Origin of the sequence: Microvirga sp. VF16 (genome assembly GCF_016864375.1) — a bacterium.
GTDB lineage: Bacteria > Pseudomonadota > Alphaproteobacteria > Rhizobiales > Beijerinckiaceae > Microvirga.
In genome coordinates this window covers 169,953-196,764 of sequence record NZ_CP069357.1, presented here as the reverse complement: position 1 = coordinate 196,764, position 26,812 = coordinate 169,953, and the positions used below count along the sequence as shown (strand labels likewise).

Sequence of the window (26,812 nt, the reverse complement as noted above, 5' to 3'; positions counted from 1 at the left end):
TTTGTTTCGCATCATCAACAGGTTGCGCTCATTCTGACAGGGGTCAATGTTTCCGAGCCGATTTAGGAGAGCATGAGGTTTTGTGTTGGGGCAGCTATGTGGAGCGCCTGAGGGCAGCTGTCATTGATGGGCAGATAACCGTGTTGAGATGGCGGGCTCCTGAAACTGATTCATTATTGGGCGCCCCACAGATCCTTATGCTCCCCTGATCCGGGCAATTTGGCCGTCACAGATCAACGAGAGGCCGTATACCGCGCGAACTCTGTCAGCTCCCGATTGAAGCGGTCGGGCGCCTCCAGAAACGGGAGATGCCCGATGGACTCGTACCATGAGGCAGCGGCCCCGGCGCATGTCCGGAGCACGTGCTCGCTCATGGCTGGAAGCACCACGGTATCGGATCGGCCTTGGCTGATCAGGACCGGGGCCGTCAGCCCGCGTAGAACGTCGTCGTTATTCAAGTCGCGCGTCACCAGGGCCAGACGGACCTTGGGCGGTACAATCATATTCCAGCAAAGAGCCGTCTCGATCTCCTCCTCGGACAGTGGGTGTGCCACGCATGCGTGCACAAAGCTGCGGATCGCCGCGATGTTGGTCGGTAGGTCCTCGGCCGTTGCTCCCGGGACATGGTTGAGGAATCCCGGTCCGATGAGCGTTCCGAACGCCGCCTGGTTGAGCGTGACGGCCCCGGCAACAAAGTTGATGCCAGCGATGGCCGTATCGCCGTGGCTCCGCAGGTAATCACAGATGACATATCCTCCATAAGACCAACCGACCAGGACGGGCCGAGCCAGTTGCAGCTGATCGATGATGCACCAGAGATCATCCGCCCAGAGCTGGGGGCTTGCATAATGTTCAGATTCAAGGGGCGCTTGCGTCATTCCATGTCCGCGACAATCAAAGGCGACGAGGCGAAACTCGTCGGCAAGTGCGCTCTCCCACTGCATTTTCCAGCACAGATGGCTCTGCGACCAGCCGTGGATGAACAGGATCGCTGGTCCGCTCTTCGGGCCCCATTCGCGAACATGCAGGCGTAGTCCGCCACCCCCCGAAACCTCGTGCATCTCCATGGCCTGTCTCCTTCTGACCGGCGGGAGCCGAGATGCTCATCTGTGGCGCTTCCAAGCTCACCACACCAGGTACAGCCGCGCCCAACAGATCGTCTGGTGCTCAAAAATCTACTCCGGTTTCGGAACCTGGTCGACCGATACGCCGGCGAGCGCGGGTTTGACGGTGATGGGCGCCGGCCGCGCCGCGAAATACGCGAAAGCGTGGTGGTCGAAGCGATAGTGTCATCAGGGGAGCATGAGGTTTCCTGTCGGGGCAGTCGATCGGCCGGCTGAGATCTGAAAGGGGACGACCACGGCCGCCAACGCTGTTCGTTCTGACACGAACCTCTTGCCACCGAGCAGCTGCAGACGCCGCCCCACCTTTCCTCATGCTCTCCGTCAGGCTAGCGACAGCAAAGCGGCGCCGCCCCAAGCCGTCAGCACGGCTCCGGCTGCGCGGCCGATCCAGTGCCCCCCCGGCGCCGCCTTCTCGATCAGGACGAAGAGCGCGAGCACCGCAATCCAGAGCAGGTTCATGACGCCGCCGACGAAGAGCAAAAGCATCAGCATCCAGCAGCAACCGAGGCAGAACAGGCCGTGACGGGTCCCCATCGCCACGGCGCCGCGAGAGCCCTCGCGCCAGTCGCCGAGGAGGAAGTCAAGCGGGGAGCGGCACTGCCGCAGGCAGGCCTGCTTGAGCGGGGTCCACTGGTAGAGACCGGCCGCGACGAGCACGAGACCGGCGACCGCGACGCTGGTCGTCGCCATCAGGGGCGACAGCAGCAGCGCCGCGTCCAGCCCCCATTGCAGCGTGGCCGCCAGGAGGCCGAAGACAGCCCACACCACGACATAGCCAAGGGCGAAGAGGCCGGCGGCTGGTGCCGCCGCGCCCTGCTGCCTGCGCCGACGCGCGATCGTGGCGTAGAGCAGGATGACCGGCGCGGCGCTCGGCAGCATCATCGCCGCCATCATCACGATCCACATGGCCACGATCAACGCAAAATAGCCCGGTGACCACGGCATGGGCGCCATCGGCATGGCCATGTCACCCATGGCCTGCATGTCCATGCCGGTGCGCCGGAAAAGATAGAGCCACGACAGCGCGACAACGCCGAGCAGGCCGCCGATCACGATCAAACGGTCGCGGCGCAGTGCCGATGCAAGAACCGATGTCTCTGACACTGGGCGACCTCAACTCAGCGGGCCGTCAGGCGGCAACGCCTTCCGGGGTCTGCACCACATGAGCGAGCGTGCTGTGGCTACCCTTGGTCTCGAAACGGATCGCGCCCGAGCTGCGGATGTTCGAAGAGGCGATCTCGCCCGCCCGATGCTCGAAACCGTCCGGCATCACCACCTGAATGCGATGGTCAGCGCCAGTGACCGGGTTCTTGATCGGCTCGACCTCGGTCTCAAGCACTCCGGGAATGATCGCCCGCGCAATCCTCGCTTCCTGGTCGAAGCGGACCTCGATGGGCGCGAAGATCGGATCGTGCATCTTCGTGACGATCAGGCTGAAGATATGGAAGAGAGTGCCTTCCGCCGAGTTCTGCCCCGACAGGATGCCGAAAAGCGCCTCACGCTGCTCGGGGGTGGCGCGTTCGTCGATGATGGGCTGGGCCTGACCATTCCCCTCGTGCAGCGGCCCCGGGAAATGCACAGTGACGAAGAAGCTCAGCCCGTCGAGCCGGACGTCCCCGAAATGGCCCTTGGTGATGCGCATCCCGAGCAGGCCCTCGCAATAGCCCTGCGTCGGAGGCGCGTTGAAGTCGCAGGGACAGCCATAGGCACAACTGCAGTTCTTGATCCACTCGCCTTCCAGGCGCCAATCGGTGCGTGGCATGGACACCTCCTCCTCTGGACCCTGCGGGGCCGGGCGGGCAGCATCTGCTGTGATGGTGGTCAGTATAGCAAGGACGATGGCTTGTTGCGAGCAGCCAAACTCGGCTACTGGCATTCGGGCGGGCCGGCAAATAGCCTTGCTCAGGACTCACAAGCGCAGCAGGAGGCTCCGTCGCAATTTTTGTTTCCGAGTATCTGCTAATGGCGCTGACGTCTCAGCGGCGGAGGGCGACGTGTTGGTATCGTCATGTCTGGATGGCGCCCGTTTGGCAATATGACTGTTGACGACGTTTGTAATCGGGGTAGTTTGGGGGCCGCGGGCCTCAGGCTGTTTGGCTAACGAGGGTGGCGAGCGGCGGGATCCTCGGCTGATCCCCATGCAGGCCGAGCCGATCCCCGAGATAGTCGAAGAACGACAGCCGGAGCTTGCGGCATGTCTTCGAGAGCCCCAGCATGACATCGCGTGCCATGCGGCCATCCGCACTCATCGTGCCGCCGGAGACCTTCCACTTGATCACGCAGGCACGCAGGTCATTCTCCGACGCATTGGTGTGCAGCGGGATCTCGGGCCGCTTGAGCACCATCAGCAGTTCGCCCTTGCGCCGCGCCAGGCGGGCGAGCAGCGCATCGAGGTCCTTGTAACCCGTGCGCTGGCCAAAGATGCGGTTGAACTGACGCCGGAATGACGCCTCGGCGCCCGGTGAGGGGCTTTGCTTCCACAGCTTCAGACCGCGATAAAAACACCAGATGGTCTTGCGGACCAATTCCACCGCCTTGGCCTGCTTGGGCGAGGCCGGCATCAGCTTCTCGAGGTGCCGCTCGGCATGAACCCAGCACAGGGCGTGGCCCTGGAGCTTCGTCAACCGGGCGATCACGGCGGCCTCGACCGGCTGCCGGCGCAGGTAGTCCAGCGCAGCCTCGTTGACGACGTAGTTCTCGCAGCCCGCCCGCAGCAGCGACAGGAAGTTCAGGCGCGATTTCGACCGGCTGGTGCGGAAGACGCAAAAGCGCTCGCCGCCGATCTGCGTGGTGACACCGTGGCAGCGGGCATGGCGTGCGTCAGTGTCATCAACGGTTCACTGCTGGCCGAGCCGACTCGCACGGAGGGCCAGCAGCGGCGGTACCGTGCCGAGGATGTTCGCAGGCTGAACTTCATTCGTCACGCCCGCGAACTCGGCTTCGAGGTCGAGGCCATCCGGCAACTCCTGGGTCTTGCGAGCGATCCAGGCCGCTCCTGTGGCGAGGTGCACGACATCACCAAGGCCCACCTCGAGGAGGTGAAGGACAAGATCGCCCGGCTCACGGCCTTGCGCGACGAATTGGAGGCGATGGTCACGTACGACCATCGGATGATCTCCGAGTGCCGGATCATCGAGGTGCTGGCCGATCACGGACAGTGTCATCGCGAGCGGCACTGACCTGCGGATGGTGCGGGCTCACGGCCCGCGTTTCCGGACCATGTGCGTGGGCATCGGAACTGGGCAAGGCCGGGAGCAACGGTTCAGCGTCCCTCTTCGACGGGGACACCCGCCTGCCGGAGGGCCGCAAAGCCGCCAGCGACATGTGCCACGTTCCCGATCCCCATGTCCTTCAGTGTTTTCGCCGCCAGGGCCGAGCGATTGCCGGAGGCGCAGTAGAGCACCAGCCGCCTGCCGCCGCCGAGCTCAGCCTTGTGCGACGGGCTGGCCGGATCGGCCTGGAACTCGAGGAAGCCGCGTGGCACATGCACCGCCCCCCGGGCCTTTCCGGTTTTCTCCAGTTCCTCGCCCTCGCGCACGTCCACGAACACCACATCGGGGCTCCCGAGGAGCTTGAGGGACTCCTCCGCCGTCAGCGTCTCGACCGTCCCATTGGCCTCGGCCACCAAGTCCCTTGCCGTCTTCGTCATGATCGCCTCCTTCGGTCACTCGTCCCACGGTGCGCCGTCGAGCGCATCGAGGGGAATCCTCAGATAACGCCTGCCGTTGTCCTCCGGCTCGGGCAGGCGCCCGCCCCGGATGTTCACCTGCAAGGAATGCAGGATCAGCTTCGGCATCGGCAGCTCACGGTCGCGCGCCTCGCGCAAGGCCACGAACTCGTCCTCGGTCCTCGCCTTCACGAGGTGCTTATTCTCGCGCTGCTGCTGCCCGACCGTGCTCTCCCACTGCGGTTCGCGGCCGCCCGGCATGTAGTCGTGCCCCGTGAACAGGCGCGTGTCGTCGGGAAGCGCGATGATCCGCTGGATGCTCCTCCACAGCGCGTGCGCCGAACCGCCCGGGAAGTCGGCGCGGGCCGTGCCGCCGTCCGGCATGAAGATCGTGTCGTGGATGAACGCGGCGTCGCCGAAAACGTAAGCGATGGACGCGAGCGTATGGCCCGGCGTGAACATCACCTCGACATCCAGGTTCCCGATGGTGAAGCGCTCGCCATCGGCGAACAGCCGATCCCATTGCGAGCCATCGGTCCGGAATTCGTCGGGCAGGTTGTAGAGCCCCTTCCAGAGCTTCTGCACGTCGACCACCCTCTCGCCGATGGCGGTGGGCACGCCGGTCCTGTCCCTGAGGTAACCCGCCGCCGAGAAGTGGTCGGCGTGCGGGTGCGTGTCGAGGATCCACTGGAGGGAAAGCCCCTCGCGCTCGACATATGCCAGCAGCCCGTCGGCGGAGTGGGTCGCCGTCGCGCCCGACTTCGGGTCGAAGTCCAGGACAGGGTCGATGATCGCGGCGCGGCGCGTCTCCGGATCGGCGACGACGTACTGGACGCTGTTGGTGCGCCTCTCGAAGAACCCCTTCACGATGGGTCGCCCGCGCAACGGTGGTTTCGTGACGGACATGGATGCTCCTTCCTTGGCTTGCGGACTCAGGCGGTCAATCCGATGAGGCCGCGCGAGACGACGTAGACCCCGACGGCGATGACGAGGCCGGCGAAGACGGTACCGAGCACCTGCCTGCGCGATGCCAACACCTTGCCGAGGACGGCCCCGGCGAATCCGCCGAGCAGGCCGCCGCCGACGAACAGGCCGGCGAGCCGCCAGTCGACCAGGCCCGAGATCGCGTAGCTGGCGGCGGTGGCCGCCCCGAAGGCCGTGACGGCCACGAGGGACGTGCCGATGGCGAAGGTGAGCGGCATGCCCGTGGCGAGCATCAGGCCCGGCACGATCAGGAAGCCGCCGCCGATGCCGAAGAAGCCGGAGAACAGACCCACCCCGAAGCCGATGCCGAGCAACGGTGGCAGGAGCCGCCTTGCCGTCCGGGCGGTCAGGCGGACCGCCGGATCGCCGCCGGAGCCGCGCCGGCGCAGCATGACGATGCCGACGACGATCATCACGAGCCCGAACAGGGCCAGCAGCTTCTGGCCGTCAAGGGCCTTGGCCGCAGCCGCTCCCGCGATGGCGCCGAGAACCCCGGCCGCCGCGAACACGGCGGCGCACCGTCCCTTCACGTTGCCCAGCCGCCAGTGCGTGAGCAGGTTGCCAAGCGCACTGGCCGAGACGGCGACGGCGCCGGTGCCGATCGCCACGTGAGGCGAAGCCACGCCGACGGCATAGACCAGGAGCGGCACGGCGAGGATGGATCCACCACCGCCGACCAAGCCCAGCACCAGGCCGACGACCCCGCCGGAACCCGTGGCCAGGGCACCTGTCAGGAGATCAGGCATCATCGCTCGCTCCCACGGGTTCGCGCCGGAAGGTGGCCCGGGGCCAGTCGGACGGCAGGATCCGGAACAGGGCCATGCCGGCGATCATCGCGACGACGAACACGAGAACCTGCCAAGGGCCGAACGTGATCGCGGTGAACGCCGGGCCAGGGCAGAGGCCGACAAGCCCCCAGCCGATGCCGAACAGGGCCGCGCCGCCGATCAGGCGCGGGTCGAGGTCGCGGCGGGTCGGGATCTCCAGACGCCGGGCCAGGACGGGGGCGCGGCGATGCCCGGCGATGACGGTGCCGAGGGCCGATGCCGTGACGGCGCCGCCCATGACGAGGGCGAGGCTCGGGTCCCAGTCGCCGAAGACGTCGAGGAAGCTGAGCACCTTCGCCGGGTTGACCATCTGCGAGACGATCAGCCCGAGGCCGAAGAGCAGGCCGGACGCGAGCGCGGAAAGGATGGCCGGCATGGCTCAGCTCCCGAGGACGTGACGGGTGAGAAGGACGGTGACGATGGCGGTCGTCATGAAGACGAGGGTGGCGACGATCGAACGCGGCGAGCCGCGGCCGATGCCACAGACCCCGTGCCCGCTGGTGCAGCCAGCCCCCAGGCGGGTGCCGAAGCCGACGAGCAGTCCTGCGGCGGCGAGGAGACCGAGCGGCGCGTCCAGGACGATCGGGGGCAACGCGCCACCGATGGCCCGGTAGGCCAACGGCGCCATGAGCAAGCCGACGAGGAAGGCCGTGCGCCAGCCGATCTCGCCACGGTTCGGGGGCAGCATGCCGGCAAGGATGCCGCTGATGCCGGCGATGCGCCCGTTCAGCACCAGGAGCAGGGCCGCTGATGTGCCGATCAGGAGGCCGCCGACCAGGGCGGAGACCGGGGTGAAGTTTCCCATGACAACCTCCGTCAGGCGGACCTGTCGGTCCCGGCCTGCATGCAATACAGCTCGTAGAGAGTGGAGAAGAGCCGCTCGACGCGCGGATCGGCGATGCGGTACCAGATCGTCTGGCTCTCGCGCCGCGTCGTGACGAGCCCTTCGTCCCGCATCCTGGCGAGGTGCTGCGACAGGGCCGATTGGGACAGACCCACCGCCTCGGCCAGGGCGGTGACGTTTCCCTCGCCCCATTCCACCAACTTGCACAGGATCATCAGGCGCCGCCCGTTGGCGAGCGCGCGCAGCATGTCCGCCACCTCGGTGGCTTGCCGTTCGAATGCTTCGAGATCCATTCCCAATCCAGGCATCGGCAACTCGTTTATTTAGGTCTATCTAATTTAGATAATTCTAATATATATGCAAGAGCCGGACACATAGATTCCGCGCCAGTGCTGGCGCCGTACACATCCCAGGAATTGGGTCAGTCTGGGCACGCGGGTCCGGCCGGAAACACGGCACGGGGCAAAGCGCCGGAGTAGCGCTTGGCTTGTTGGCAGGAACAGCCCCCTGAATATCGGTCTGGTCGCCGTGCTGTGGGTGGTGGAGCGAACGGCTGATCTCGGCTCCTAGGAACACGCACTAGCGCAGAAGGGATGAGCCAGTCCCCATCATCACCCTATTATTGATAGGGAAAACGGGGCACGATCTGAAATCGTCTTATTTTCAAACAGGTTATCATCGTCTGACCTGTCACAGCGTTCAGAACGGGATGTCATCTTGCACTTCAAGTACCTTCCCGTAAACGGGCATAGGCCTCAGAAAATCACCATCGGCTGGCGTCCACTGCCCAGCCTCCTCAGCCAAGGCTAGCTGCCAGCACGCCGCGACGGCAGCTTTGGGGTCCATGTTCTCGTCGCTCTTCCAGAGCGCCTCAATGATGGGGTTGGAACAAGAACTCACATGGGGATGGTAAGGTCAAGGCAGTCTGTTTCAGGTGGGCATGACGACGATCTCCACGGGCAGTGCGGATCCACGGTCTGAGCCTGATGCGTGAACCAGGATCCTGTCCGGCTCAAACTCACATACGGTCGCCGCTCGAGGTGGCTGCACCATGATCCCGCTTGCGGCGGTCGAGGCTCAGGAGGACGGGACCCTTCTGCTCCGCGGCTTTTAAAGCCATATTCTTGTCCGGTCCGCCCACCTGGATCCGCTGGGGCCAGTCAGGTCCCAGGCAGATTATAAGACTTGCTATGACGGCGCGATCTCAGGCGGTCATCGTCGCCCCTTCGATCACCACGCCGGCGGTCGCGTACTTCCAGAACGCCACCAGGAGCTTGCGGGCAAGCGCCGTGATTGCCGTCTTGCGCACACGCCTGCCATGGCGCTCAACCCGCTCATGGAACCAGCGGCTGAGGGCTGAGCCTGGCTGGTGGCGCAACCAGAGCCAGGCCAGCTGGATCATTGTGGTGCGCAGCCGAGGGTTGCCGGCTTTCGACACCCCCTGCTCACGATCAATCGAGCCGCTGCGCCAGGGTGTTGGGGCCAGACCCGCGTAGGCGGCCACCTGCCGGCGATTGGCGAAGGACCGAAACAAGCCCTCTGACCAAAGGATCCCGGCGAACTCCGGTCCGACTCCCTTCAACGCCATCAACAGGACTGCGGGCCTCGGTTGTCCCGCAGCTTCCGGGCTTGCTGGGACGAGCAGGTCGTCCCGCTGCGCCTCCACGGCCTTGAGGTGCTCCAGAACAAGCTCAAGCCGATCGAGTTCGCGACTGATCTGAGCTTTAAGATGCTTCGGCAAGGGGCGGCCATCGCCGGTCGTGAGCTCGTCGAGCTTTGTTCTGCGGTCGCGACGTCCGGGCTCATAATCAGTGATGCCTTGGGCAAACAGCAGTCCCTTGATGCGGTTGATGTGTTGGATCCTCTCAGCTGTGAGGGTCTTGCGCTCACGCGTGACCCGGCGCCGATCCTCCTCGTCAGGTGTCGGAGCCCTAACGATGGCACAGACCTGTGGCTCACCGCGCTTATAGGCCAGCAGGGCCCGCACCAGGGCTTCGCCATCGATCTTGTCGGTCTTGGCCCGCCGGCGCCGGCGTGAGGTGGCAATCGAGGCGGGATCGACCACGTAGCTTTCGATGCCTTCGGCCTCCAGCACGCGATGAATCCAGAACCCATCCAAGCCCGCCTCCTGAACAGTGATGATCGGAAATATTTGGCCGGTGCGAGCCCGTGCCTTCTGGCGGAGATCCGCCAACCGCGCCAGCAATCCGGCAACATCGCCGGCGCGCACGCTGTGCTTGGACATCTTCTCGCCGGCCCCGGGTGAGAGCGAGGTGATCAGCCACACCGAGCGACTGAGTTCCAGTGAGACGAAGATCGCGCCAAGATCGGTGCGGATAGCGGTCTGCGTGGGCCGATGATCGAGTAACATGGGTCGCCTCCAGAGTGGGTGTCCAGCAACCTCACTCTGCCATCAAGCGGGTCGCTATCCACCCGCATAGGATCTGCTCCTGCGCAAGGCCCATGAGGCGCTGCCCAGCGGGGGTGCGCTCATCGTCTACGATGCCATGATTGACAATGGACTCCGCGAGAATGCCTTCGGTCTGCTCATGAGCCTGATCATGCTGATCGAGACCCCGGCCGGCTTCGACTATACCGGTGCGGATTGCCGACGCTGGATGGAGGAGGCCGGCTTTCAGGACGTGCAGATCCAGCCGCTACAGGTTCCCTACTCGGCGGCGATCGGACGGAAGTAGGGCAGCAAAGGATCCGTGGGCAGTCAGTGATCAATCGGCTTCAGGCGTCTGACATCACAGTGTCAAGGCCAGCAGCATCGAAGTGCGTCGCAGCCGGAAAGGCCGACCTGCCCCACTCTTCCTCATGCTCCGCAGGTAAACATCCGTGGCGGGCGACTGCCGAAACCGGAAGACAACGGTAAACGGTATCTCAAAATCCCAATCGATGCGCTCGACGGCGCACCGTGGGATGAGTGACCGAAGGAGACAATCATGACGGAGAAGAGCGCAACGAACCTCGTGGCCGAGGCCAAACAGCTCAGCTAGGAGTTTACACGATGGCGAGCAGACGGATCAAACCTAGGCTGATGCCGAGAAGGACGAGAAGCGACACACTTACCGCCAGCGTCACCCGTCCGCCAACACGGCCGAGCACGCGCAGGTCCACCCCAAGCCCGAGGGCCGCCATGGAAACAACAGTGAGTCCTGTCGCCGTAGGAAGCACGCCGCGCAGAACCACATCTGGAATCGCTCCCACTGAGCGCAGGCCTGCAAGAGCGACGAAGCCGATGATGAACCACGGGACAAGTCGCTTGAACGACAGAGTGGCCAATCCAGAACGGGTGCCGGCGAAAACCGAAAGCAGGATCACCACCGGTCCCAGCATAAGCACTCGCACGAGTTTCACCAGAGTACCAAGTTGCGTGCTGATAACGCTGATCGGCACCGTGGCCGCGAGCACTTGGGGCACGGCATAGACTGTAAGACCGGCAAGCACACCATATTGTGACGCCGACAGGCCTACCAGTGGGACCAGCAGCGGCAGAGTGAGAACGACGATCACGCCAAGAATGGCCGTAAAGGCGATCGAAGAGGTTACATCCTCGCTACTGGCCTTGATGACAGGCGCGACTGCCGCGATGGCTGAGTTCCCGCAGATGGAGTTGCCGCAGGCGATCAGGACCGCCATGCGGTTGGGCAGCCCGAGGAGGCGACACAATCCGAAGCTCGCTCCGATCGCCAGGAAAACCACGAGAGCAATCCCAAGGATGAGCCCGGAGCCCGCCTGCACGACGGCTTCGAAGCTAATCGAGGCGCCCAATAGCATAACCGCGAGTTCAAGCAGAGCCCTGGCGGAGAATTCGATGCCAGGCAGCCAGTGGGAGTTGGGTGTCCAGACGGTTCTGAGGACTGCGCCGAGCAGGATCGCGATGACCAGTGCCTCAAGATAGGGCCGTCCGGTCCAGTGCTCTTCCAAGACCTGGAGACCTATGGCGCCCAGCGCGACAAGTGCGCAGAGGAGCACACCTGGCAGTAGACGCATCCATTGATGTGTCGGTGGATTGAAGAGGCTCGACATCGCTTTCAGGTTTCTTGATCTTCCGTCGCGGAAGGTCCGTGGCTGTCTTGTCTGTCAACTCATGGGATCCAGATGGCTGCGCCGCACTGGTGCGGCCCACGCTCAGGATCTGGCCTTATCTTGCTCGGTGCCATCCTACGGCCAGAAGGAACGAGGGCTTTCGGTGAAGGCAGTGCTATTTCCGATTGTTGTGGCGTCAGAGAGAAGCAAGCCGATACTCGTGGAGGATGGACGAGGCGTGCATCTTGTGATCGAACCCATAGATATGGATCGAGATCGCCTCTTCCCTGCTGTTGTTGATCATCTGGTGGATGTTCGGGCCTGACGGCAACATACAAGCGATATAACCTGGGGTTCGGATGGCCCGCTCAGTGATAACGACCCGACCTTCACCGACGGATCGAAACCATACTTCCTCAAGTGAACCACTGAGCATGCCAAAGCAGCACGAACAGTGATGATCATGAATAGCCGTTTGGGATGATGGACTCCAAACGATCGCATAGACGCTCATCTGATCATCATTGAACAAGAGCGTTCGAGCGTAGCCGCCCTCCTTCCGCTCCAGCCGCCGACCAGCCAGAAGATCACACGTGCCGACGAGCTGTTGAAGAGCATGGCGGGCGGAGGCCAGATATTCGTTCGAAAGGCTGCGGTTTTTTTGTCCAAGCTCACTGAAAATCTCAGCCCCGTCCGAGCGCGAGGTGTGCAACACCAAACTCATTTTCCAAAGCCTCACGGAAATTACGAACAGGATTCATAATCTCACGAACCCGCTGCAAAGCGTTTGCTGATTTTGCCTGGATCACGACGAAATTAGAAACGATTTGCGCGCTGCTGTGTGGCATTAGAAATTTTCTTCCTCCTCAAGTCTCAATATGGTTATGTGTGCGGCGACTCACGTAGAGCATGCTGGCACGTTCGCTCGGCCTCTAGCGGAGATCTCTTGAGGGGACAGGCAAGAATGGACAGTTCAAGATCAGGCAAACTCGACGCATTCGACTTGAGAATTCTGGATAGGCTTCAGAAGGATGCAACACTTCCCCTTGAGGAATTAGCAGAATACGTCGGAATTTCATCCTCGCCCTGTTGGAGACGTATCCGCCGACTTGAGGACGCTGGATTTATCGACCGCCGAGTGGCATTGCTAAATAGAAAAAAGCTAAATGTAGGCGTCACTGTATTTATAGCAGTTCGCACAAATCAGCATACTGCAGAGTGGCTATCGAGTTTTAAGAATGCTGTACAGAATATTCCTGAGATTGTTGACTTCTATCGCATGAGCGGAACAATCGATTATCTCCTGAAAGCTTACCTGCCTGATATTGAAAGCTATGACGCGCTGTATCAAAAATTGATATCGTGCGTCCAGTTAAGTGACGTCACATCCATGTTTGCTATGGAAGAGATTAAGTCAACGACGGAAATACCATTGAATTTCTACAGATCCTAAGGTGGGAAGCATGTTCACCAACTTTGGCTTGTCCCAGTTTGCCAAGGTATCGGAGCGCTGAGCGGGCGGAAGGTCGATGGTCCGCCGACATTCAAGATCAACAACTATCATGCCGCAGCACAGGTGTCGCTTCGGGAATGTCATGTCTGGATGGCGCCCGTTTGGCAATTTGATTGTTGAGGGCATTTGGGCCTAGCGGGTCGGATGCAGATCCTTATGTGGGCGGCTTCCTCCTCGCAAGAGTGTTGGGCAGTACTTTGATCGGATCGCTTGCGCCCATATGTCCGGCCGGCATCATCAACTTAACGGGTTGAGTTAGGTCTGCCCGTCCTGGATCGTCAGATCAGAGACCACCGGCAACGGCTGCCACCTCGTTCCAGGCCAGAAAGGTCTGTGCTCGGGACGTACGATGAGCCGCGGCATTAGTGTTGGCAGGACGACGGAAGAGATTTCCCACCCGGTCGTGAACCGAGAGGAAGCGTTGCGCCTGGCCGGCTGACTTGAAGCGCTTCATGATCCGCTCCCGTCATCGGGTCGGCTGATGGCTGTTCTCGGCACGATTGTTCAGGCCCCGGTGCTGGCGATGCCCGACACCTGGCATAATCTCTCGCCTGGCCGGGCGGTAATTCGCGAGTTTATCCGTGATCATCACGCGCCGTGCCATGCTCTGCTTCTTGAGCAGCTTCCGCAGCAGGCGCTTGGCTGCTTGAGTGTCGCGGCGGCTCTGAACCAGAATGTCAAGCACAAGCCCATCCGGTACCTGCCGGCGTTCGCATTGCATTTGCTCGAAAATGCTCTGGGCGATGTTGTTGTTGCCGCGCCAGTCGGTTGCATGTTCGGCATTGGTGAATTGGTCGAGATAGTAGCCGTCGGTCTCGGTCGCGAGCTTCTGGGCGACAGCATGGATCTCGCCAGCATGATCGACGAAATGGCAACACCCCCCGAAGCGTTCGATGGCTTCGATCGTCTGGTGGCTCGTCGACCGCGGCATGACCGCTATGAAGGGAAGATCGAGGAGATGCGCAAAATATGCTTCCGAGACTGCGGTCGACCCGGACGAGGCTTCGACCGGGGTGGTGCCGGGGCCGATGTGACCGTTGCAAATTCCGTCGAGGAATAACGATCGCGCCAACCTGTGCTTCAAACTACCGGCCGGGTGCATGGTTTCATCCTTCAAATAGATCGAGATGCCCTTCAGGCCCTTGAAAACGGGTTTCACCAGGTGCGCGTCGGCCGAGCGGCGGCCATCACCCTGGAGAAGTTTGAGCGCCCCCGCGCCTAGGAGCGATCCGGCCCAGAAAGCGGCAGAGGCTCGGTCTGGCAATTGCAGAAATCGGTCATGTCATTCGTTTCCGAGTGCAATCACAGATTCAATCTCGATCTGAGCACCTTTCGGCAGACCCGAAACCTCGAATGTGGCACGCGCCGATACCGCGTCGAGAAGAACTCCGCATAGGCGCATTGATTTCGGCGAAGCGACCGAGATCGCGCACCTGAACAGTTGTTTTGACTGTACGCGTCAAGTCGATACCGACCGCCTGCGCAATGGCGGCAATGTTCTTCAGGCACTGGCGCGCTTGCTCGATCGGATCGTCGGATGGAAAGGCGCCGGTGGCCGGGTCGATGGGAAGCTGGCCGGAGACGAAAAGAAGACCGTTGACGGCGATGGCTTGCGAGAATGGTCCAACCGCTTCGGGTGCATTGGGTGTTGAGATAGGCTTCGTGGGACGCTCGAAAGTGGAAAGGTGGTGCGGCGGCCCTGAGGCCGCCGCGAGCGTTCAATTCAATCCCACGGCGGCCCGCTTGCTGTCCTTCCACATGCCCCACAGTGGGGTGGCGAGGATGAACAGCGTCAGTCCTGCGACAATCATCGAGACGGGCGAGGAAATCAGCGCCACGGCATGATCGCCTGAAATCGTGAGGGCAAGCGAGAGCTGACTTTCGGCGATGGGACCGAGGATAACGCCTAGGATAATTGGGGCGCTCGGATACTCCAGTCGCTCCATCACATAAGACACGAGGCCGATCCCCAGCAGAAGGTAGAGATCGAACATCGAGTTGTTCACAGCATAGACACCAACCGTCACGAAAAGCAGGATCATGGGGGCAAGCACAACATGCGGCAGACGCAGAGCCTGACCGAAGATGCGGGTCGCGGCCAGACCACCGACCATGATCAGTATGAATGATGAGAGCAGCATCTGCAGCATGAAGCCGTAGACCACGTCCGGATGATCCGTGAACAGCTGGGGACCTGGACGGAGGCCGTGCACGAGCAGGCCTCCCAGAATGACGGCTGCCACACCCGAGCCCGGGATGCCGAGCGAGAGAGCCGGGATCAACGAGGACGCGTTATCCGCACCGTTGCCGCATTCTGAAGCCGCAACTCCTTCGGGATTACCTTTGCCGAAGCTTTCGGGATCTTTTGAATGGCGCTTAGCATCATTATAGGCAAGGTAGCACGACATTGAGCCACCGGCGCCAGGCAGAATGCCGATGATGATGCCAATGACCGAGGAACGCGCCCAGACCGGAAGGAAACGCTTCCATTCGCGCAACACGGAACCCTGGCGACGCAGATTGAGCAGTTCCCGCGGCATGCCTGTGCGGCTCGCTTCCTCGATCATCCGGACGACAGGCGGAATGGCGAAGAGGGCAGTAAGCAGCACAACGAGATCGAGCCCCTCGGCAAACTCAAGGCGGCCAAAGGTGTAGCGCTCGACGCCCGTCGAAATGTCGGTGCCCATTGTACCGATGATCAGACCGAGTATGGCGGCAATCAGCCCTTTCAGGAAATCGTCGCCGAGAAGCGAGGCAACCGTTGCAAGGCCGAGCAGCGCGATCCAGAAATACTCCGCGGGACCGAAGAGCAGGCTGACCTTCACAAGGATCGGTGCGAGGGTGATCAGTGCGATGGCGGATAAGACCGACCCGATGACGCCGGAGACGACCGCGACCTGGATGGCATAGGCTGCCTTGCCCTGCCGGGTCATCTCGTACCCGTCGAGCAGCGTTGCCACGGATGCGGGCGTCCCCGGAACCCGGAGCAGGATCGCCGGAATGGCACCCCCGTAGCTGCCGCCGTTATACATTCCCGCCATCATTCCAAGCGCGAAGAGCGGATCGAGACCGAAGCTGAGCGGAATAAGCACGGCGATGCCGGTGGTTACGGTCAGGCCAGGCAAGGCGCCAACGATCAGGCCGGCGACTGTGCCCAGCAGGACGGCAAACAGGTTAGCTGGATCGAAGACGTTGGGGAGAGCATTGATTAGGGCTTCGATCATCGCAGGAGCTCCAGGAAGGAATCCAGCACGTCAGCCGGAAGGGGACGAGCAAGAATGACGAAGAACACGAGCACGATGAACGCGAGTGTGCCAAGCGTGACGGGAACCGTGAGGCTGAAGCCACGGTAGCCGAGAAGCAGCGGCAGGCCGAGACCGAGAGCAATGCTCGGCAGAATATATCCGACGACAGCCACCGCCCCCACGTAGGCGATCATCGCCGCGACGGCGAGCAGGAACCGTCCTGGGTGGATAAACAGCCGCGGCTCGTCCGCAGCGGCAGGCCGCCCCAGAGCCCGCAGGATCACGAGCGCTGCGCCGACGGCCAGCATAATGGAGAGCACACGAGGATAGGTGCCGCTGGCGCCGGGAAAATTCCCGGATTCGAAGAAGCACCAACCCGCGACGGCGAGAAGCACCGCTGCGAAGCCGATATCCCCCTGGCGTTGGGAAAGATTCATTAGCGCCATGGCGTCACCTTCCAGGTTTCCGTCAGTTCAGACGTGATGCGGTCGATGAGTGCGCGGTAGGCTTTGGCATCGAGATAGGCCAGCGGAATTTCCGCTTCCTTCGCAGTCCTAACGTATTCCGGATCTTCCATGGCCGCCTTGAGAGCGCTCTGGAGCTTTTCGACTACGGCAGGTGGCGTACCAGCAGGAGCGGCCAGGCCGCGCGAGGTCATGACGACCAGATCGTATCCCTGTTCTTTGAAAGTAGGAGCATCCGGCAAATATTGCGAACGCTCCTGGGCCATGACACCGAGAAGGCGCACGTCGCCGCTGCGGACCAGTGGCAGGGCTTCGGACAGGTTCATCGTAGCGGCCGGAATATGCCCGCCAAGGATTGCCTGGCGAACCGGCGCGGTGGAACCGAAGAAAGCTGGCTTGAAGGCAGAGCCAGCGCTGCGGTTAAGGCTCAGGATACCGATATGCTCGGACGAACCGGCGGCGCCGGACGTGCCGACGACAATGGTGCCCGGGGCAGCCTTGGACGCGTCAACGAGTTCGGTCAGCGTCTTGTAGGGACTGTTCTTGGTGACGACAAGGATGCCCGGATCTAGCACGACGTTGCCGATCGGCTGAAAACTGTCCATCGTATATTTTGCCTTGCCCTCGACAGCGAGTGCGTTGAAGGCAGGCGGATTGATCATGCCAATGGTGTAGCCGTCTGGCTTGCCCTGCGAAAGCGTCGTCCAACCGATCTCACCGCCGGCGCCCGGCTTGTTGATGACGGCAATAGAAGCACCTTCCCCGAGATGCTTTTGCATGAAACGTGCGATCGAGCGCGCCGCCACGTCAGTACCGCCCCCCGGCGCGAAGGCAACGATCATCTCGATCGGCTTTGCCGGATACTCGCTGGCAACTGATGGCGCCACACCCATGGCGGCGATGATGGTGCCGATTAGAAGACTACGTATGTTCATATTGTTCCCTCCCTTCTTGCGACTGGCTTTCCAGTCGGTTCGAAGTCATTTGCCGGTGCGACTATTGTCGATGGTCGCGACCGGCCGGCTCGACAGACGCGACATTTCTATCAATAGGATGTACCTCCCTTAGCCATTCACTGCGCGGCAACTGCTGCGTCGTGCAGAGCCGTCGCAGATCCGCGCGGTAGCCGTTCCTTAACGATGGAGCGGATGGCGTGAAGGGTTTCGGGCTTGAAGCCAGCGCGGATTGTGCAACTTGGCGTGAAAATCAGATCGCTCATGCCATCGGCAGCGATGCGGACGGAGGAAATCTGATTTTCAATAGCCGGAATGTCGTTGGCGGTCACCGAACGGCGGTCAATACCGCCGACGATGCACTTGCGGGAGGAGAGCATGCCGGTAAGAGCTGAGGGCAGCGTTTCCCACGAGTGCCAGTTGATCGCATGGACCGGATAATCGAGCAGTTCGCGGAAGCGAATCTGCTCACCGTGGATATGAAGAATGTTGAAGCGCCCGAAACGCGCGCCGCTCAGCGCCTCGTGATCGTAGGCAGCCACATATTCGCTGAAGTCGTCGTAGGCGAGCAGGTGGCGGCCCGTGTCCTGATGCGCGAAAAAGACGCCGTCCGCGCCCGCCTCAATGGCCGCCGCGGAATATTGCGCGACGGTCTGCGACAGTTTAACCAGCGCGGAATGAATGAGCGCTGCATTCGTCCCTTCGGCAATGTGCTCGTAGATCTTGCCCCGGCTCAGCTTCGCCGCAAGCGTCATCGGACTAAAAACTGTAAAAACCACTGGAACATGAGGCAAAGCAGCACGCACGAGACGAAGAGACTGTAGTTCGCGACCAAGTGCACCGGCATGAATGTTGATTTCCGGCAGCTTGCTCCAGTCTTCGACCGTTTCGAACGGTGTCGAGACGAGCCGCGCAACGCCTCCCTCGGGCACCTCCGAAAAATCGATTTTGACACCATAATCCTCGACCGCGTGCATGCCATTGGGCGCTGTCTTCACGAAATCGAGATCGAATTCCAGCTGCAAGCGGATGGTCGCATTGGCGAGACGCTCCGCGTCAAGATCATCGCGTGGGAAATGGGTCCAAAAGGAAAAGAGCGGCGCACCGTCCGCCCGTGCTCCAAAAACATTCCGGATGGTGCGGCTATAGTCCATGAATGCCTCGGTTCGTCGTTACGATCATGTTTCCGTCACAAATACGCAATCGACGGCTATACAAAAAATACTATATCAAGATACCCTCTATCGCGTCTTGCGATATGAAAGATGGTTTCATTGATGAAGCTCGACCAACTCCGGTATTTTTTGGAAGCAGTTCAATGCGGGAGCATTTCAGCCGCCGCCCGCAAAGTTCACCTGGCGCAACCGGCTTTTTCAACCCACATCAAGGCATTGGAAGACGAGCTTGGCGTGCAGCTTTTCGAACGCAGCACAAAAGGCGTTCGTCTGACGGATGCAGGTGAGCGGCTGTCCAGGGGCGCACAGTCGCTGTTCAGGCATGTCGATCAGGTGCGGGAAGAGACCATCAATGCGGCTAACGAACTGGCGGGTGAAGTCCGGATCGTCCTTGCCTCGTCTGTTGCATCGTTACTCGCCGGAAAGTTGTTCTGGGAAACACGCCAAACCTATCCGCATATCCGTCTCGTCATACTCGATCTGATGCGCGTTGCGAGTGATGATCTAGTGACCTCACGCCAAGTAGATTTTGCCCTGTTACCCAACGTCGCGACGCTAGCGGGTGCAGCAACCGTGCCTGTTATCGCTCAGGACCTGTATATGGTCGGGCGTGTGCCACCCGGAGATACTCATGGAGAAATAGACTTCCGCAATCTCGCGAACTATTCATTGGTTATGGGAGGGCGGAGAAACCAGCTTCGCATTGATCTGGAAAACACAGCGGCACGTGAGGGGCACCGAGTTAGAGTCGCGATTGAGCAGGACTCCCTATCCGTTTTCCGCAGTATCGTTATAAATGGACCAGCCTACACGATCGTCCCTTATTCCGCCTTCGCGACGGAAATCGAAGCTGGACTATTGACCGCAACGCGTATCGTCAATCCATCCATTGAGCGCACGTTATCCTTTGTATGGCATGAGTTCTCCAGTCTTTCATCATCAGCTAGCGCCGTTAGGGATTTACTGCGCCAGATAATAATCAGAGTGGTGGCGGAAGGCCATCTCCGTGGACGTTTGCTTTAGTGTTGTATGGAACTTAAAAAGCAATGTTATGATCCTAGTTGTTAGGATGGTCGAAGGAGAGAGACGGCGCAACGGTCCCTGAGACGGCATCAGGACGACCAGCTTTTCAACAGGTGCCGTGAGCACGTGCTTTTGACTTGGACCTGATCCGCGGACTTCCGTTCGGGCCCGCGGCCTGTGAGCCGCATAAGGCCGCACACAGTCAGCCCTGACCACGCGCTGTCCCAAGCCTGAAGATTTTTCTTGTGTCACCAGGGGCGTCTGTTCATGTTGAGAGACGCCTCGCGCGCTACAGAGGAGCGTGATTTCCTGATGAGGCTCCTCGGCGGAGGAGTAGATTTGTCCCAAGCTGCTAAATTGACGCTGCTAACCGCTTGTAGAAGCTATCGTTTGGCGAGAAAATGTTACCGAAGGTATCGCATATTTTCTTCTATGTCCCACTTCCCGGGCAGCAACCTGACCGCATGGGGAACAACCGCACCCTGCCTACCGCAATCAATCTTGCAGAACGAATTTGAGAAGATCATTCTCGCTGGCGAAATCGCGCCCATAAAGTGCACTGAATATTTGTACCCCCGCCTGATGAAGCGGCATCGGAATACCTTGCCGAGCCCCTAGCCCATCGTATTCACCAGAGTTGGTTGGGATGATTTGATTTGCAGCCCGGGCGTGCCGATCCGCTGCGTTTCTTTCACCGCCGCGAGGTCTGGAACGTGGGGAACGCGTTGGCGGGGACGACGGGTTGATGAGGGCGATGGCTGCCCCCTCGCTCATGGCGAGGCCGTCCGTGGCCTGGATGCGAGAGCCCCCGCAAGACGGCGGAAGAGATCCGCTTCCGGACAGCACGAGGCATAGGCCAGCCGGATGCGACTGGCGCTTTCCTGCACCCGCACGGCGATCTTGAGCAGGCGAAGGCGCAGCGTCGCGAACTCGGCCCGGGCGAGATCGCGCAGAGTTGGGATGGCATCCCGCACCGACAGCATCAGCCAGTAGGCTGCCGTGTGCAGCACCAGCCGGACCTGGTTGGCCACCACTCGCCGACAGGAAGTCCGGTCGGAGGCCAGTTGGGTCTTGTGGAATTTGATCCAGTTCTCCGCTTGGCCTCGGGCACAGTACAGGCTCTCGTAGAGAATCTGCGGGCTTGTTCCGATCAGGTTGGTGACGACAAAGCGGATGTCGAGCCCCAGGCGGGTGGCCTCGATGCGAGCGACCGCGCGACGCTCGCACGACCAACTTCCAGCCCGGTGTTTCGTCTCGGCAAAACCGCGAACGACCTCGCAGTCCTCCAGCGCCCGTTGGGTGCGCACCGCATCGGCCATATCCTGAACTTTGGCCGTGAGCGGCCGGGTGCCGGTCAGCCCGAAGATGTAGCTGAGGCCATTCGCCTCGCAGAAGTCCATGACTTCGGGACGGGCATAGTGACTGTCGCCGCGGATCGTGATCTGCGTGGTCGGCCAGCGCGTGCGGATGCGCCGCACGAGGCGTCGCAGGTAAGCCTGCACCTCACGGCCGGAGGGCGTCTTGCCGGGGCGCAGCACAACCGCAACAGGCCGGCCCGTCTGCGTGTCGTAGACATGGATGGGCAGAAAGCAGCGTTCGTCGTAATGGGCATTGAACAGCGACAGTTGCTGATGCCCGTGCACCACGTCACAGGTGTCGTCGATGTCCAGCACCACGCCATGAGGCGGTGTGGCATAGCTGGCCATCCATTGATCGATCAGAGCATAGGTCAGGCGGATCGCGTCGCGGATCGTCGGTGTATTCTCCAGGCGGGAAAGGGTTGGCTGCGAGGCGAGATCCGCACCCGTCTCGGGCAAGCGCCCGCAGGCGAGCTTGAACGCCGGATCGGAGCGCAGCGGGCCAAAGTCGTTGCAGTCCTCATAACCGCACGCGATGGCAAAGATGCGGGCGCGGATCATGTCCGGGATCGCATGCTTGATCCGCTCCGGATCACGCCGATCCGGGATGACGCGCGCCAGCCGCTCGGCGATCCCAAGCCGGCGCTCGGCCTGCGCCAGGAGCAGGACGCCACCGTCTGATGACAGGCGCCCACCATCGAAAGCGGCGGTGATCTTCTTGCGGCCAACGGCTGGAAACAGGAACGTCGCGGTTGTATCGTCCGTCATGGCGGGTGTGGCAGCCTTGAAGGGAGTACAGGATCGGTGTCAGCAACCAAATCCTACGCTGCTTCAACTGCTTAAGCTACATCCGCCAGCCCTTCCCAGTCGTCTCGTGCATAAGATGGGCTAGCTCAACGAGAGGCACGATCCCGAAAGGAACATCTTCAGTAACGAATCGCGTGCTCAGGGACGTTGGGCCCGGCGGGCCCTGACGCTTCGTATGAACCATCGCTGCCATCTCGGCGATCGAGCACCCCTCATCGAAGCCGAAGCTCAGGCAGTAGTGTTCCTGGACAGTGCGAACTTTCACTCGGTAGGCTTTAGCCAGTTCCAGCCGCTCTTGATCAAGCGCCTCGATGAGCCGTGCGACAGATGGCGTGATGCCGTCGTAGTTTGCCCAATACTCGCCCTTCTCGATCCGCGTGAAATTGCATAGCGCGCTCGCGAGATGGATCGGGGGATTGAGATTGCCGAGGGCAATGGCAAAAATATCCGGGACAAGCCTAAATCTGTCGCCAAACAGCACACGGCACAGATTGAGGCATCTTTCGCCGGCCTCTGCGGGGAGGGCTGCAATCTCCAGCATACTCCGGATACCCCCGATCGCGACGCTTGATGATCCCGTGCGCCGGCCCATCAGGACTGTTGTCGCCCAGGCCAGGACATCCGCCTGGATCCCCCGGGCAGTGAGGTGGCGTTGCAGGTAGACGCCGCTCAAGGACAATTGAGCGCTGACAATGAAGGACTGTCCACCCCGCGCGAACGGGATGACCGCATCCATGACGGAGCGATGCCCATAGCCGGGGACGGCAATAATGACGACTTCCGCGTCCGAAACCAACTCTTCGGGAGATTGGGCCACGCGAATGCGGAAGCTGCCCTCCAAGGTTCCGGATACTGTGAGGTCCTGGTCAACAAGGGAGCGAGCGCTCGCGCCGGATGGCGACCAGACAATAGCCTGGTGGCCGCCCTTCAGGAGAAAGGCGGCATAGCCCAGGGCAACACCGCCGCATCCGACGATACCCACCCTCATAGCTCGAGACCATAAATCTCACGGGCCGCCTTTTCGGAGATACGGTCCTCGCGCAAATCCTTCAGAACAAGCGCGCGATCCCGCTTCTTCGGGTCGCCGTATCCGCCTCCCGATGATGCGACCATGGCGAGCGTCTGACCGGGACCGACACGTCCGACCCGCTTCTTCAGAGGAGCGACGCCGTCCCCTAGTTCGACATTGGTGGTCGTTCCATCAAGCCCACCGAACAAGCCCCAGGGCGGAACAATGGCGTTCGTCCCGCCGGCAGAAACTGTCGCCGTGTGATCGAGCGCTTTCACTTGGCGTCGGATGGTCATGCCACCTCTCCACTGGCCGGGACCGCCTGAATCTCGCACCAGCTCATAGCGTTCAACCATGATTGGATGCTCGAACTCGAGAGCTTCGATCGGGATATTGGCCGTATTGGTGGTATGCACCTGTACGCCATCAAGGCCATCCTTGTCTGCACGAGCCCCCATGCTGCCGCCACACATCTCGTTATAGACGTAGAAGCGGTTCGTGCGGGGGTGAATTCCACTGAAGGTCATCAATCCGCCTCCCGTGCAGGCAGCACAGACCTCGTCCGGGATGGCCTTGGATAGAGCCGCAAAAATCAAGTCTACAAGGCGCTGGGCCGGATCGGTTCGGCTATAGACTGCTGCCGGTGCCACGGCGTTAAACAATGATCCTTCCGGTGCCGAAACATGAATGGGACGATGGAAGCCGGAGTTAGCCGGGATGTCCGGGTCTACGAGTGTCTTGACGGCGAAGTAGACCGTTGCCAGCGTTGCCGTATAGACCATGTTGATCGGGGCGCGTACCTGATCCGGGTTGCCGGACAGGTCGAAGAATATCTCATCCCCGCGCACCTTGATCTTGACCTTCAGCTCCATCACCTCATCAACAAGATTGCTGTCGAAACGGCAGCTATGCTCGTAGATCCCGTCGGGAATCCTGGCGATTCCTGCTCGGGTCTTGCGGTCGGCATAGTTCAGCACTTCCGCCGCGGCGGCCTTCACGACATCCTTGCCGTACTTCGCGCACAGGGCCTGATAGCGTTGAACACCAAGTCGGTTGGCAGCCATCTGAGCTCTGAAGTCGTTGATGCGTTCGCGCGGGACTTGGCAGTTGAGCAGGACCAGATCCATGACATCCTGCTGCAGCACGCCTTTTCGGTAGAGCCGGATCGGCGGGATGCGCAGGCCTTCCTGGAAGATATGTGCGTGGCCGCGATCCACGAAATCCGAATGATGCGCGAGGTTGGTAACCCACGCCACTAGCTCGCCTTCAAAGAAAACCGGTTCCAGAAAGACGATGTCGTTGAGGTGCGTCCCACCGCCCGTATGGGCATCGTTGCCGATGAACACATCGCCCGGCTCGACGGTCGCAAGATCGACATGCTTGAGTACGTAGTCGGCGATGCCGAGGAGCGATCCCAAGTGAATGGGAATGCGCTCCGCCTGGGCAATTGTCCGCCCGTCGGCATCGAAGATCACCGTGGAGCAATCTTGCCGCTCCTTGATGTTCGTGGAGTAGGCGGCCCTGACAATGGCTTTGCCCATCTCCTCGACAATCGTCGAGAGAGCGCTGCCGATCACCTCAACGGTGACTGGGTCGATGGAAGTGCCCGACATGTCGCGAAAGTTCGGGATCTGGTTCATGATTGCCACTCGATCAGGAGATTCAGGTAATGGTCGACGCTTGCCTTCTGGCCCGGAAGGAGAAGGGTTGTTGAGTCCATCTGCTCAATGATGGCGGGTCCGGAAATCGTGTGGTCAGGGCCGAGATGCTCTCGCTGGTAGAGCGGACAATCCGTGAAACGTCCAAGCTCTGGCAGGTAGACGCTTCTCGTTCCCACAATGGCATCCTCCGCCTTGCCGGCTGCCGGCCCGCTGCGCTTGGGATCAGCCTTCGGAACATGTCCAATGGCCTCGACCCGAAGCGTCGTCACCTGAACCGGCTCTTCGGCGGCGATATAGCCATAGAGCTGCTTGTGAGCGTCTTCGAAATTGCTTCTGAGGGAGTCGATGAGCTTCTTTCCGTGCAGTCCCTCCGGCCATTCGACCGTGAGTTCATAGGCTTGGCCGCCATACCGCATGTCGATTGCAAGCCGCAGCGTTCTCGCTTCCCGCGGAATCGCCTCGAGATTGAACCAGGCATCCGCACGCTCACGGAGCTGCGAGAAGCCGGCTTCGATCGTTGATAGAGCCTCCAGGGACAGTGGCGTCATACGCGTCAGCGAAATGTTGGTTCGCAGATCGGCCTGCAGCAGACCGATCGCGCACATAATACCCGGATGCTTCGGAATGAGCACCTTTGGGATCTCAAGCTCCTTGGCCAGACGGCATGCATGAATCGGGCCCGCGCCGCCGAAGGCAAGCATCGTGTAGTCTCGGGGATCGTAGCCGCGCTCGACGGAAATGACCCGAATGGCCTTGGCCATGTTCGCCGTCACGACGCGGATGATGCCCTGTGCCGCCTCAATCGGCTCGATGCCCAGTTGATCCGCAAGCCGCTTGATCGCTCGGCGGGACGCTTCCGCATCGATCGGCATGCGGCCATTGAGCAGATGCGTCTGATTCAGCACGCCGAGCACCACGTTCGCATCCGTAACGGTCGGCTCCTCATTGCCGAGCCCGTAGCAGACCGGCCCGGGAGCAGCTCCAGCACTGCGGGGGCCGACCTTGAGGAGACCGTTGTCCACAGACGCGATCGAACCGCCGCCGGCGCCAACGGTGTGAATGTCGAGCATGGGCACCTTCAGGGGGTAACCATGAACCTCGATGTCGTTCGCCATCTGAGGGCGGCCGCGGTCGATCAGCGAGACGTCGCTCGACGTTCCGCCCATGTCGAATGTGATAAGATTATCAATCCCCGTCGTACGGCCCACTTCCAAGGCCGCTGTGACACCGGCGGCAGGTCCTGACAGCACTGTCCGTACGGGTTGGTTTCGCGCCGTTTCGCACGAGATCACGCCGCCATTGCTTTGCGTGAGACGAGGCTCTGCGGAGATGCCCGCTTCCTCGAGCCTTGGCGACAAGCGGTCGAGATACTGACGCATAATCGGGCCGAGATAGGCATTGACCACCGTCGTCGACATGCGCTCGTACTCGCGGAATTCGGGAGCAATCTCATGCGAGACACTGAGGAATGCGCCCGGAATTTCCTCCAGAACGATGTCACGGATCCGCTTCTCATGGTGCGGTTCCACGAACGAGAAGAGCGTACAGATAGCAATTGCCGTCACGCCTTGCTCTTTCAGCTTTCGCACCGCCGTCCGAACATCGTCCTCATGCAGCGGCGTGGCAACAGTACCGTCAAAGAGTACGCGTTCGCGCACCTCAAGACGCCTGTCACGCGTCGCCAGGATCGGAGGCTTGACGCTTTGAAGAGAGTAAAGCTCCGGGCGCTTCTGCCGTCCAATTTCCAGTACGTCGCGAAAGCCGTCGGTTGTGATGAGGCCGCATTCGGCGCCGCGCCCCTGGATCAGTGCATTGGTGCCAACGGTCGTGCCGTGGCCGAAATAGGCCACTTTGTCAGGATGGCCCGGCTCAGGCATGGCCCGGAGCCCCTGAGTGATGCCGTTCACGATACCTTCTGATGGATCGGCGGGAGTGCTGGACACCTTCCAGACGAAGACCTCCGACTTCTCCTCGTCGAAGATGCAAATATCAGTAAAGGTGCCACCGGAGTCGACACCCACGCGGAAGCGGGATCCAATCTTATTGAGCAAGGAAGCCTCGTCATCTAAAAATCCGATAGTTTCTTAAATTGGCGCCAAAATGCGAGGATGTCAATGGCGCTT

26 protein-coding genes and 3 pseudogenes are annotated in these 26,812 nt (G+C 61.1%); 5 read left to right on the top strand and 24 right to left on the bottom strand.

Going from position 1 to position 26,812, the window contains the following annotated elements; genetic code table 11:
- Positions 1 to 233: 233 nt before the first annotated feature.
- The 4 genes from JO965_RS40000 to JO965_RS39985 form a co-directional block, all read right to left on the bottom strand.
- Entirely contained in the window at positions 234 to 1,067 is an 834-nt protein-coding gene (locus JO965_RS40000) for an alpha/beta fold hydrolase (protein ID WP_203447291.1), read from the bottom strand.
- 378 nt (positions 1,068 to 1,445) lie between these two features.
- Positions 1,446 to 2,228: a DUF2182 domain-containing protein gene (locus JO965_RS39995; protein ID WP_246777249.1), complete on the bottom strand. Its 783-nt coding sequence runs from the start codon at positions 2,226 to 2,228 to the stop codon at positions 1,446 to 1,448.
- Positions 2,229 to 2,253: 25 nt separating this feature from the next.
- Positions 2,254 to 2,886, bottom strand: coding sequence for a DUF1326 domain-containing protein (locus JO965_RS39990; RefSeq protein ID WP_203447290.1), 633 nt, complete (start codon positions 2,884 to 2,886; stop codon positions 2,254 to 2,256).
- A 322-nt stretch (positions 2,887 to 3,208) separates the two neighbouring features.
- Positions 3,209 to 3,685: a transposase gene (locus tag JO965_RS39985; protein WP_246777248.1), complete on the bottom strand. Its 477-nt coding sequence runs from the start codon at positions 3,683 to 3,685 to the stop codon at positions 3,209 to 3,211.
- A gap of 24 nt (positions 3,686 to 3,709) precedes the next feature.
- Here JO965_RS39985 and JO965_RS48635 point away from each other — a divergent pair, with 24 nt between their 5' ends.
- Positions 3,710 to 4,303 carry a MerR family DNA-binding protein gene (locus JO965_RS48635; RefSeq protein WP_246777247.1) on the top strand — a complete coding sequence of 198 codons (594 nt, stop codon included), beginning with the start codon at positions 3,710 to 3,712 and terminating at the stop codon, positions 4,301 to 4,303.
- A gap of 83 nt (positions 4,304 to 4,386) precedes the next feature.
- On the opposite strand, the gene JO965_RS39975 is transcribed toward JO965_RS48635, so the two are convergent.
- The 7 genes from JO965_RS39975 to JO965_RS39945 all read right to left on the bottom strand — a co-directional run bounded on the left by JO965_RS39975 (position 4,387) and on the right by JO965_RS39945 (position 9,817).
- Complete coding sequence (locus JO965_RS39975; protein ID WP_371827012.1) at positions 4,387 to 4,773, bottom strand: rhodanese-like domain-containing protein; 387 nt, start codon at positions 4,771 to 4,773, stop codon at positions 4,387 to 4,389.
- Between the two features lie 15 nt (positions 4,774 to 4,788).
- Entirely contained in the window at positions 4,789 to 5,697 is a 909-nt protein-coding gene (locus JO965_RS39970; protein ID WP_203447288.1) for an MBL fold metallo-hydrolase, read from the bottom strand.
- Between the two features lie 26 nt (positions 5,698 to 5,723).
- Positions 5,724 to 6,524, bottom strand: coding sequence for a sulfite exporter TauE/SafE family protein (locus JO965_RS39965; protein WP_203447287.1), 801 nt, complete (start codon positions 6,522 to 6,524; stop codon positions 5,724 to 5,726).
- On the bottom strand, positions 6,514 to 6,978 hold the full coding sequence (locus JO965_RS39960; protein ID WP_203447286.1) for a DUF6691 family protein: 465 nt from the start codon (positions 6,976 to 6,978) through the stop codon (positions 6,514 to 6,516). The genes JO965_RS39965 and JO965_RS39960 overlap by 11 nt, the downstream gene beginning before the upstream one ends.
- Positions 6,979 to 6,981: 3 nt before the next feature.
- Positions 6,982 to 7,407 carry a YeeE/YedE family protein gene (locus tag JO965_RS39955; RefSeq protein WP_203447285.1) on the bottom strand — a complete coding sequence of 142 codons (426 nt, stop codon included), beginning with the start codon at positions 7,405 to 7,407 and terminating at the stop codon, positions 6,982 to 6,984.
- An 11-nt stretch (positions 7,408 to 7,418) separates the two neighbouring features.
- Positions 7,419 to 7,739, bottom strand: coding sequence for a helix-turn-helix transcriptional regulator (locus JO965_RS39950; protein WP_246777246.1), 321 nt, complete (start codon positions 7,737 to 7,739; stop codon positions 7,419 to 7,421).
- Positions 7,740 to 8,650: 911 nt separating this feature from the next.
- Positions 8,651 to 9,817 (bottom strand): IS110 family transposase, encoded by a 1,167-nt coding sequence (locus tag JO965_RS39945; protein ID WP_203447283.1) that lies wholly within the window; start codon positions 9,815 to 9,817, stop codon positions 8,651 to 8,653.
- Between the two features lie 73 nt (positions 9,818 to 9,890).
- Between JO965_RS39945 and JO965_RS39940 the strand changes: the two are divergent.
- Positions 9,891 to 10,142 (top strand): annotated as a pseudogene (locus tag JO965_RS39940) (methyltransferase); the annotation flags it as partial.
- Positions 10,143 to 10,265: 123 nt separating this feature from the next.
- A pseudogene (locus tag JO965_RS48630) lies at positions 10,266 to 10,379 on the top strand (MBL fold metallo-hydrolase); the annotation flags it as partial.
- 73 nt (positions 10,380 to 10,452) lie between these two features.
- Here the strand turns inward: JO965_RS48630 and JO965_RS39935 are convergent.
- Both JO965_RS39935 and JO965_RS39930 read right to left on the bottom strand, forming a co-directional pair.
- Positions 10,453 to 11,481, bottom strand: a complete 1,029-nt coding sequence (locus JO965_RS39935; RefSeq protein ID WP_203447282.1) for a YeiH family protein — start codon at positions 11,479 to 11,481, stop codon at positions 10,453 to 10,455.
- Positions 11,482 to 11,677: 196 nt separating this feature from the next.
- Positions 11,678 to 12,205 (bottom strand): cysteine dioxygenase family protein, encoded by a 528-nt coding sequence (locus JO965_RS39930; RefSeq protein ID WP_203447281.1) that lies wholly within the window; start codon positions 12,203 to 12,205, stop codon positions 11,678 to 11,680.
- Between the two features lie 240 nt (positions 12,206 to 12,445).
- Between JO965_RS39930 and JO965_RS39925 the strand changes: the two genes are divergently transcribed.
- Positions 12,446 to 12,934, top strand: a complete 489-nt coding sequence (locus JO965_RS39925; RefSeq protein WP_203447280.1) for an Lrp/AsnC family transcriptional regulator — start codon at positions 12,446 to 12,448, stop codon at positions 12,932 to 12,934.
- Between the two features lie 343 nt (positions 12,935 to 13,277).
- On the opposite strand, the gene JO965_RS49800 is transcribed toward JO965_RS39925, so the two are convergent.
- The 7 genes and pseudogenes from JO965_RS49800 to JO965_RS39890 form a co-directional block, all read right to left on the bottom strand.
- Positions 13,278 to 13,448: a hypothetical protein gene (locus JO965_RS49800; protein ID WP_371827011.1), complete on the bottom strand. Its 171-nt coding sequence runs from the start codon at positions 13,446 to 13,448 to the stop codon at positions 13,278 to 13,280.
- A 12-nt stretch (positions 13,449 to 13,460) separates the two neighbouring features.
- The gene (locus JO965_RS49225; RefSeq protein WP_371827021.1) at positions 13,461 to 14,264 is read right to left on the bottom strand and encodes a pyridoxal-phosphate dependent enzyme; all 804 of its coding nucleotides are present in this window, start codon (positions 14,262 to 14,264) and stop codon (positions 13,461 to 13,463) included.
- Positions 14,265 to 14,276: 12 nt separating this feature from the next.
- Positions 14,277 to 14,649, bottom strand: a pseudogene (locus JO965_RS39910) (Rid family detoxifying hydrolase).
- A 63-nt stretch (positions 14,650 to 14,712) separates the two neighbouring features.
- Complete coding sequence (locus JO965_RS39905) at positions 14,713 to 16,218, bottom strand: tripartite tricarboxylate transporter permease (RefSeq protein ID WP_203447279.1); 1,506 nt, start codon at positions 16,216 to 16,218, stop codon at positions 14,713 to 14,715.
- Positions 16,215 to 16,685, bottom strand: a complete 471-nt coding sequence (locus tag JO965_RS39900; protein WP_203447278.1) for a tripartite tricarboxylate transporter TctB family protein — start codon at positions 16,683 to 16,685, stop codon at positions 16,215 to 16,217. The genes JO965_RS39905 and JO965_RS39900 overlap by 4 nt, the downstream gene beginning before the upstream one ends.
- Positions 16,676 to 17,638 carry a tripartite tricarboxylate transporter substrate binding protein gene (locus tag JO965_RS39895; RefSeq protein WP_246777245.1) on the bottom strand — a complete coding sequence of 321 codons (963 nt, stop codon included), beginning with the start codon at positions 17,636 to 17,638 and terminating at the stop codon, positions 16,676 to 16,678. Before JO965_RS39895 ends, JO965_RS39900 begins: the two co-directional genes overlap by 10 nt.
- 137 nt (positions 17,639 to 17,775) lie before the next feature.
- Positions 17,776 to 18,810, bottom strand: coding sequence for a uroporphyrinogen decarboxylase family protein (locus JO965_RS39890; protein ID WP_371827010.1), 1,035 nt, complete (start codon positions 18,808 to 18,810; stop codon positions 17,776 to 17,778).
- 123 nt (positions 18,811 to 18,933) lie between these two features.
- On the opposite strand from JO965_RS39890, the gene JO965_RS39885 reads away from it, so the two are divergent.
- Positions 18,934 to 19,854 carry a LysR family transcriptional regulator gene (locus tag JO965_RS39885; RefSeq protein ID WP_203447276.1) on the top strand — a complete coding sequence of 307 codons (921 nt, stop codon included), beginning with the start codon at positions 18,934 to 18,936 and terminating at the stop codon, positions 19,852 to 19,854.
- 770 nt (positions 19,855 to 20,624) lie between these two features.
- Here JO965_RS39885 and JO965_RS39880 read toward each other — a convergent pair.
- From JO965_RS39880 to JO965_RS39865, 4 genes are all read right to left on the bottom strand, one after another.
- A complete protein-coding gene (locus JO965_RS39880; protein WP_203447220.1) occupies positions 20,625 to 21,980 on the bottom strand; it encodes an IS1380 family transposase in 1,356 nt (451 codons plus the stop codon).
- 76 nt (positions 21,981 to 22,056) lie between these two features.
- Positions 22,057 to 23,001, bottom strand: coding sequence for an NAD/NADP octopine/nopaline dehydrogenase family protein (locus JO965_RS39875; RefSeq protein WP_203447275.1), 945 nt, complete (start codon positions 22,999 to 23,001; stop codon positions 22,057 to 22,059).
- A 2-nt stretch (positions 23,002 to 23,003) separates the two neighbouring features.
- A complete protein-coding gene (locus JO965_RS39870) occupies positions 23,004 to 24,668 on the bottom strand; it encodes a hydantoinase B/oxoprolinase family protein (protein ID WP_246777244.1) in 1,665 nt (554 codons plus the stop codon).
- Complete coding sequence (locus tag JO965_RS39865; protein ID WP_203447274.1) at positions 24,665 to 26,740, bottom strand: hydantoinase/oxoprolinase family protein; 2,076 nt, start codon at positions 26,738 to 26,740, stop codon at positions 24,665 to 24,667. The genes JO965_RS39870 and JO965_RS39865 overlap by 4 nt, the downstream gene beginning before the upstream one ends.
- Positions 26,741 to 26,812: the final 72 nt, after the last annotated feature.

Excerpts from the sequence above, each read along its gene's own strand:
- JO965_RS40000 (WP_203447291.1), bottom strand. The coding sequence starts at position 1,067 with ATGGAGATGCACGAGGTTTCGGGGGGTGGCGGACTACGCCTGCATGTT.
- JO965_RS39990 (WP_203447290.1), bottom strand. The coding sequence starts at position 2,886 with ATGCCACGCACCGATTGGCGCCTGGAAGGCGAGTGGATCAAGAACTGC.
- JO965_RS39985 (WP_246777248.1), bottom strand. The coding sequence starts at position 3,685 with ATGCCGGCCTCGCCCAAGCAGGCCAAGGCGGTGGAATTGGTCCGCAAG.
- JO965_RS48635 (WP_246777247.1), top strand. The coding sequence starts at position 3,710 with ATGAACCCAGCACAGGGCGTGGCCCTGGAGCTTCGTCAACCGGGCGAT.
- JO965_RS39975 (WP_371827012.1), bottom strand. The coding sequence starts at position 4,773 with ATGACGAAGACGGCAAGGGACTTGGTGGCCGAGGCCAATGGGACGGTC.
- JO965_RS39970 (WP_203447288.1), bottom strand. The coding sequence starts at position 5,697 with ATGTCCGTCACGAAACCACCGTTGCGCGGGCGACCCATCGTGAAGGGG.
- JO965_RS39965 (WP_203447287.1), bottom strand. The coding sequence starts at position 6,524 with ATGATGCCTGATCTCCTGACAGGTGCCCTGGCCACGGGTTCCGGCGGG.
- JO965_RS39960 (WP_203447286.1), bottom strand. The coding sequence starts at position 6,978 with ATGCCGGCCATCCTTTCCGCGCTCGCGTCCGGCCTGCTCTTCGGCCTC.
- JO965_RS39955 (WP_203447285.1), bottom strand. The coding sequence starts at position 7,407 with ATGGGAAACTTCACCCCGGTCTCCGCCCTGGTCGGCGGCCTCCTGATC.
- JO965_RS39950 (WP_246777246.1), bottom strand. The coding sequence starts at position 7,739 with ATGGATCTCGAAGCATTCGAACGGCAAGCCACCGAGGTGGCGGACATG.
- JO965_RS39945 (WP_203447283.1), bottom strand. The coding sequence starts at position 9,817 with ATGTTACTCGATCATCGGCCCACGCAGACCGCTATCCGCACCGATCTT.
- JO965_RS39935 (WP_203447282.1), bottom strand. The coding sequence starts at position 11,481 with ATGTCGAGCCTCTTCAATCCACCGACACATCAATGGATGCGTCTACTG.
- JO965_RS39930 (WP_203447281.1), bottom strand. The coding sequence starts at position 12,205 with ATGAGTTTGGTGTTGCACACCTCGCGCTCGGACGGGGCTGAGATTTTC.
- JO965_RS39925 (WP_203447280.1), top strand. The coding sequence starts at position 12,446 with ATGGACAGTTCAAGATCAGGCAAACTCGACGCATTCGACTTGAGAATT.
- JO965_RS49800 (WP_371827011.1), bottom strand. The coding sequence starts at position 13,448 with ATGAAGCGCTTCAAGTCAGCCGGCCAGGCGCAACGCTTCCTCTCGGTT.
- JO965_RS39905 (WP_203447279.1), bottom strand. The coding sequence starts at position 16,218 with ATGATCGAAGCCCTAATCAATGCTCTCCCCAACGTCTTCGATCCAGCT.
- JO965_RS39900 (WP_203447278.1), bottom strand. The coding sequence starts at position 16,685 with ATGGCGCTAATGAATCTTTCCCAACGCCAGGGGGATATCGGCTTCGCA.
- JO965_RS39895 (WP_246777245.1), bottom strand. The coding sequence starts at position 17,638 with ATGAACATACGTAGTCTTCTAATCGGCACCATCATCGCCGCCATGGGT.
- JO965_RS39890 (WP_371827010.1), bottom strand. The coding sequence starts at position 18,810 with ATGGACTATAGCCGCACCATCCGGAATGTTTTTGGAGCACGGGCGGAC.
- JO965_RS39885 (WP_203447276.1), top strand. The coding sequence starts at position 18,934 with ATGAAGCTCGACCAACTCCGGTATTTTTTGGAAGCAGTTCAATGCGGG.
- JO965_RS39880 (WP_203447220.1), bottom strand. The coding sequence starts at position 21,980 with ATGACGGACGATACAACCGCGACGTTCCTGTTTCCAGCCGTTGGCCGC.
- JO965_RS39870 (WP_246777244.1), bottom strand. The coding sequence starts at position 24,668 with ATGAACCAGATCCCGAACTTTCGCGACATGTCGGGCACTTCCATCGAC.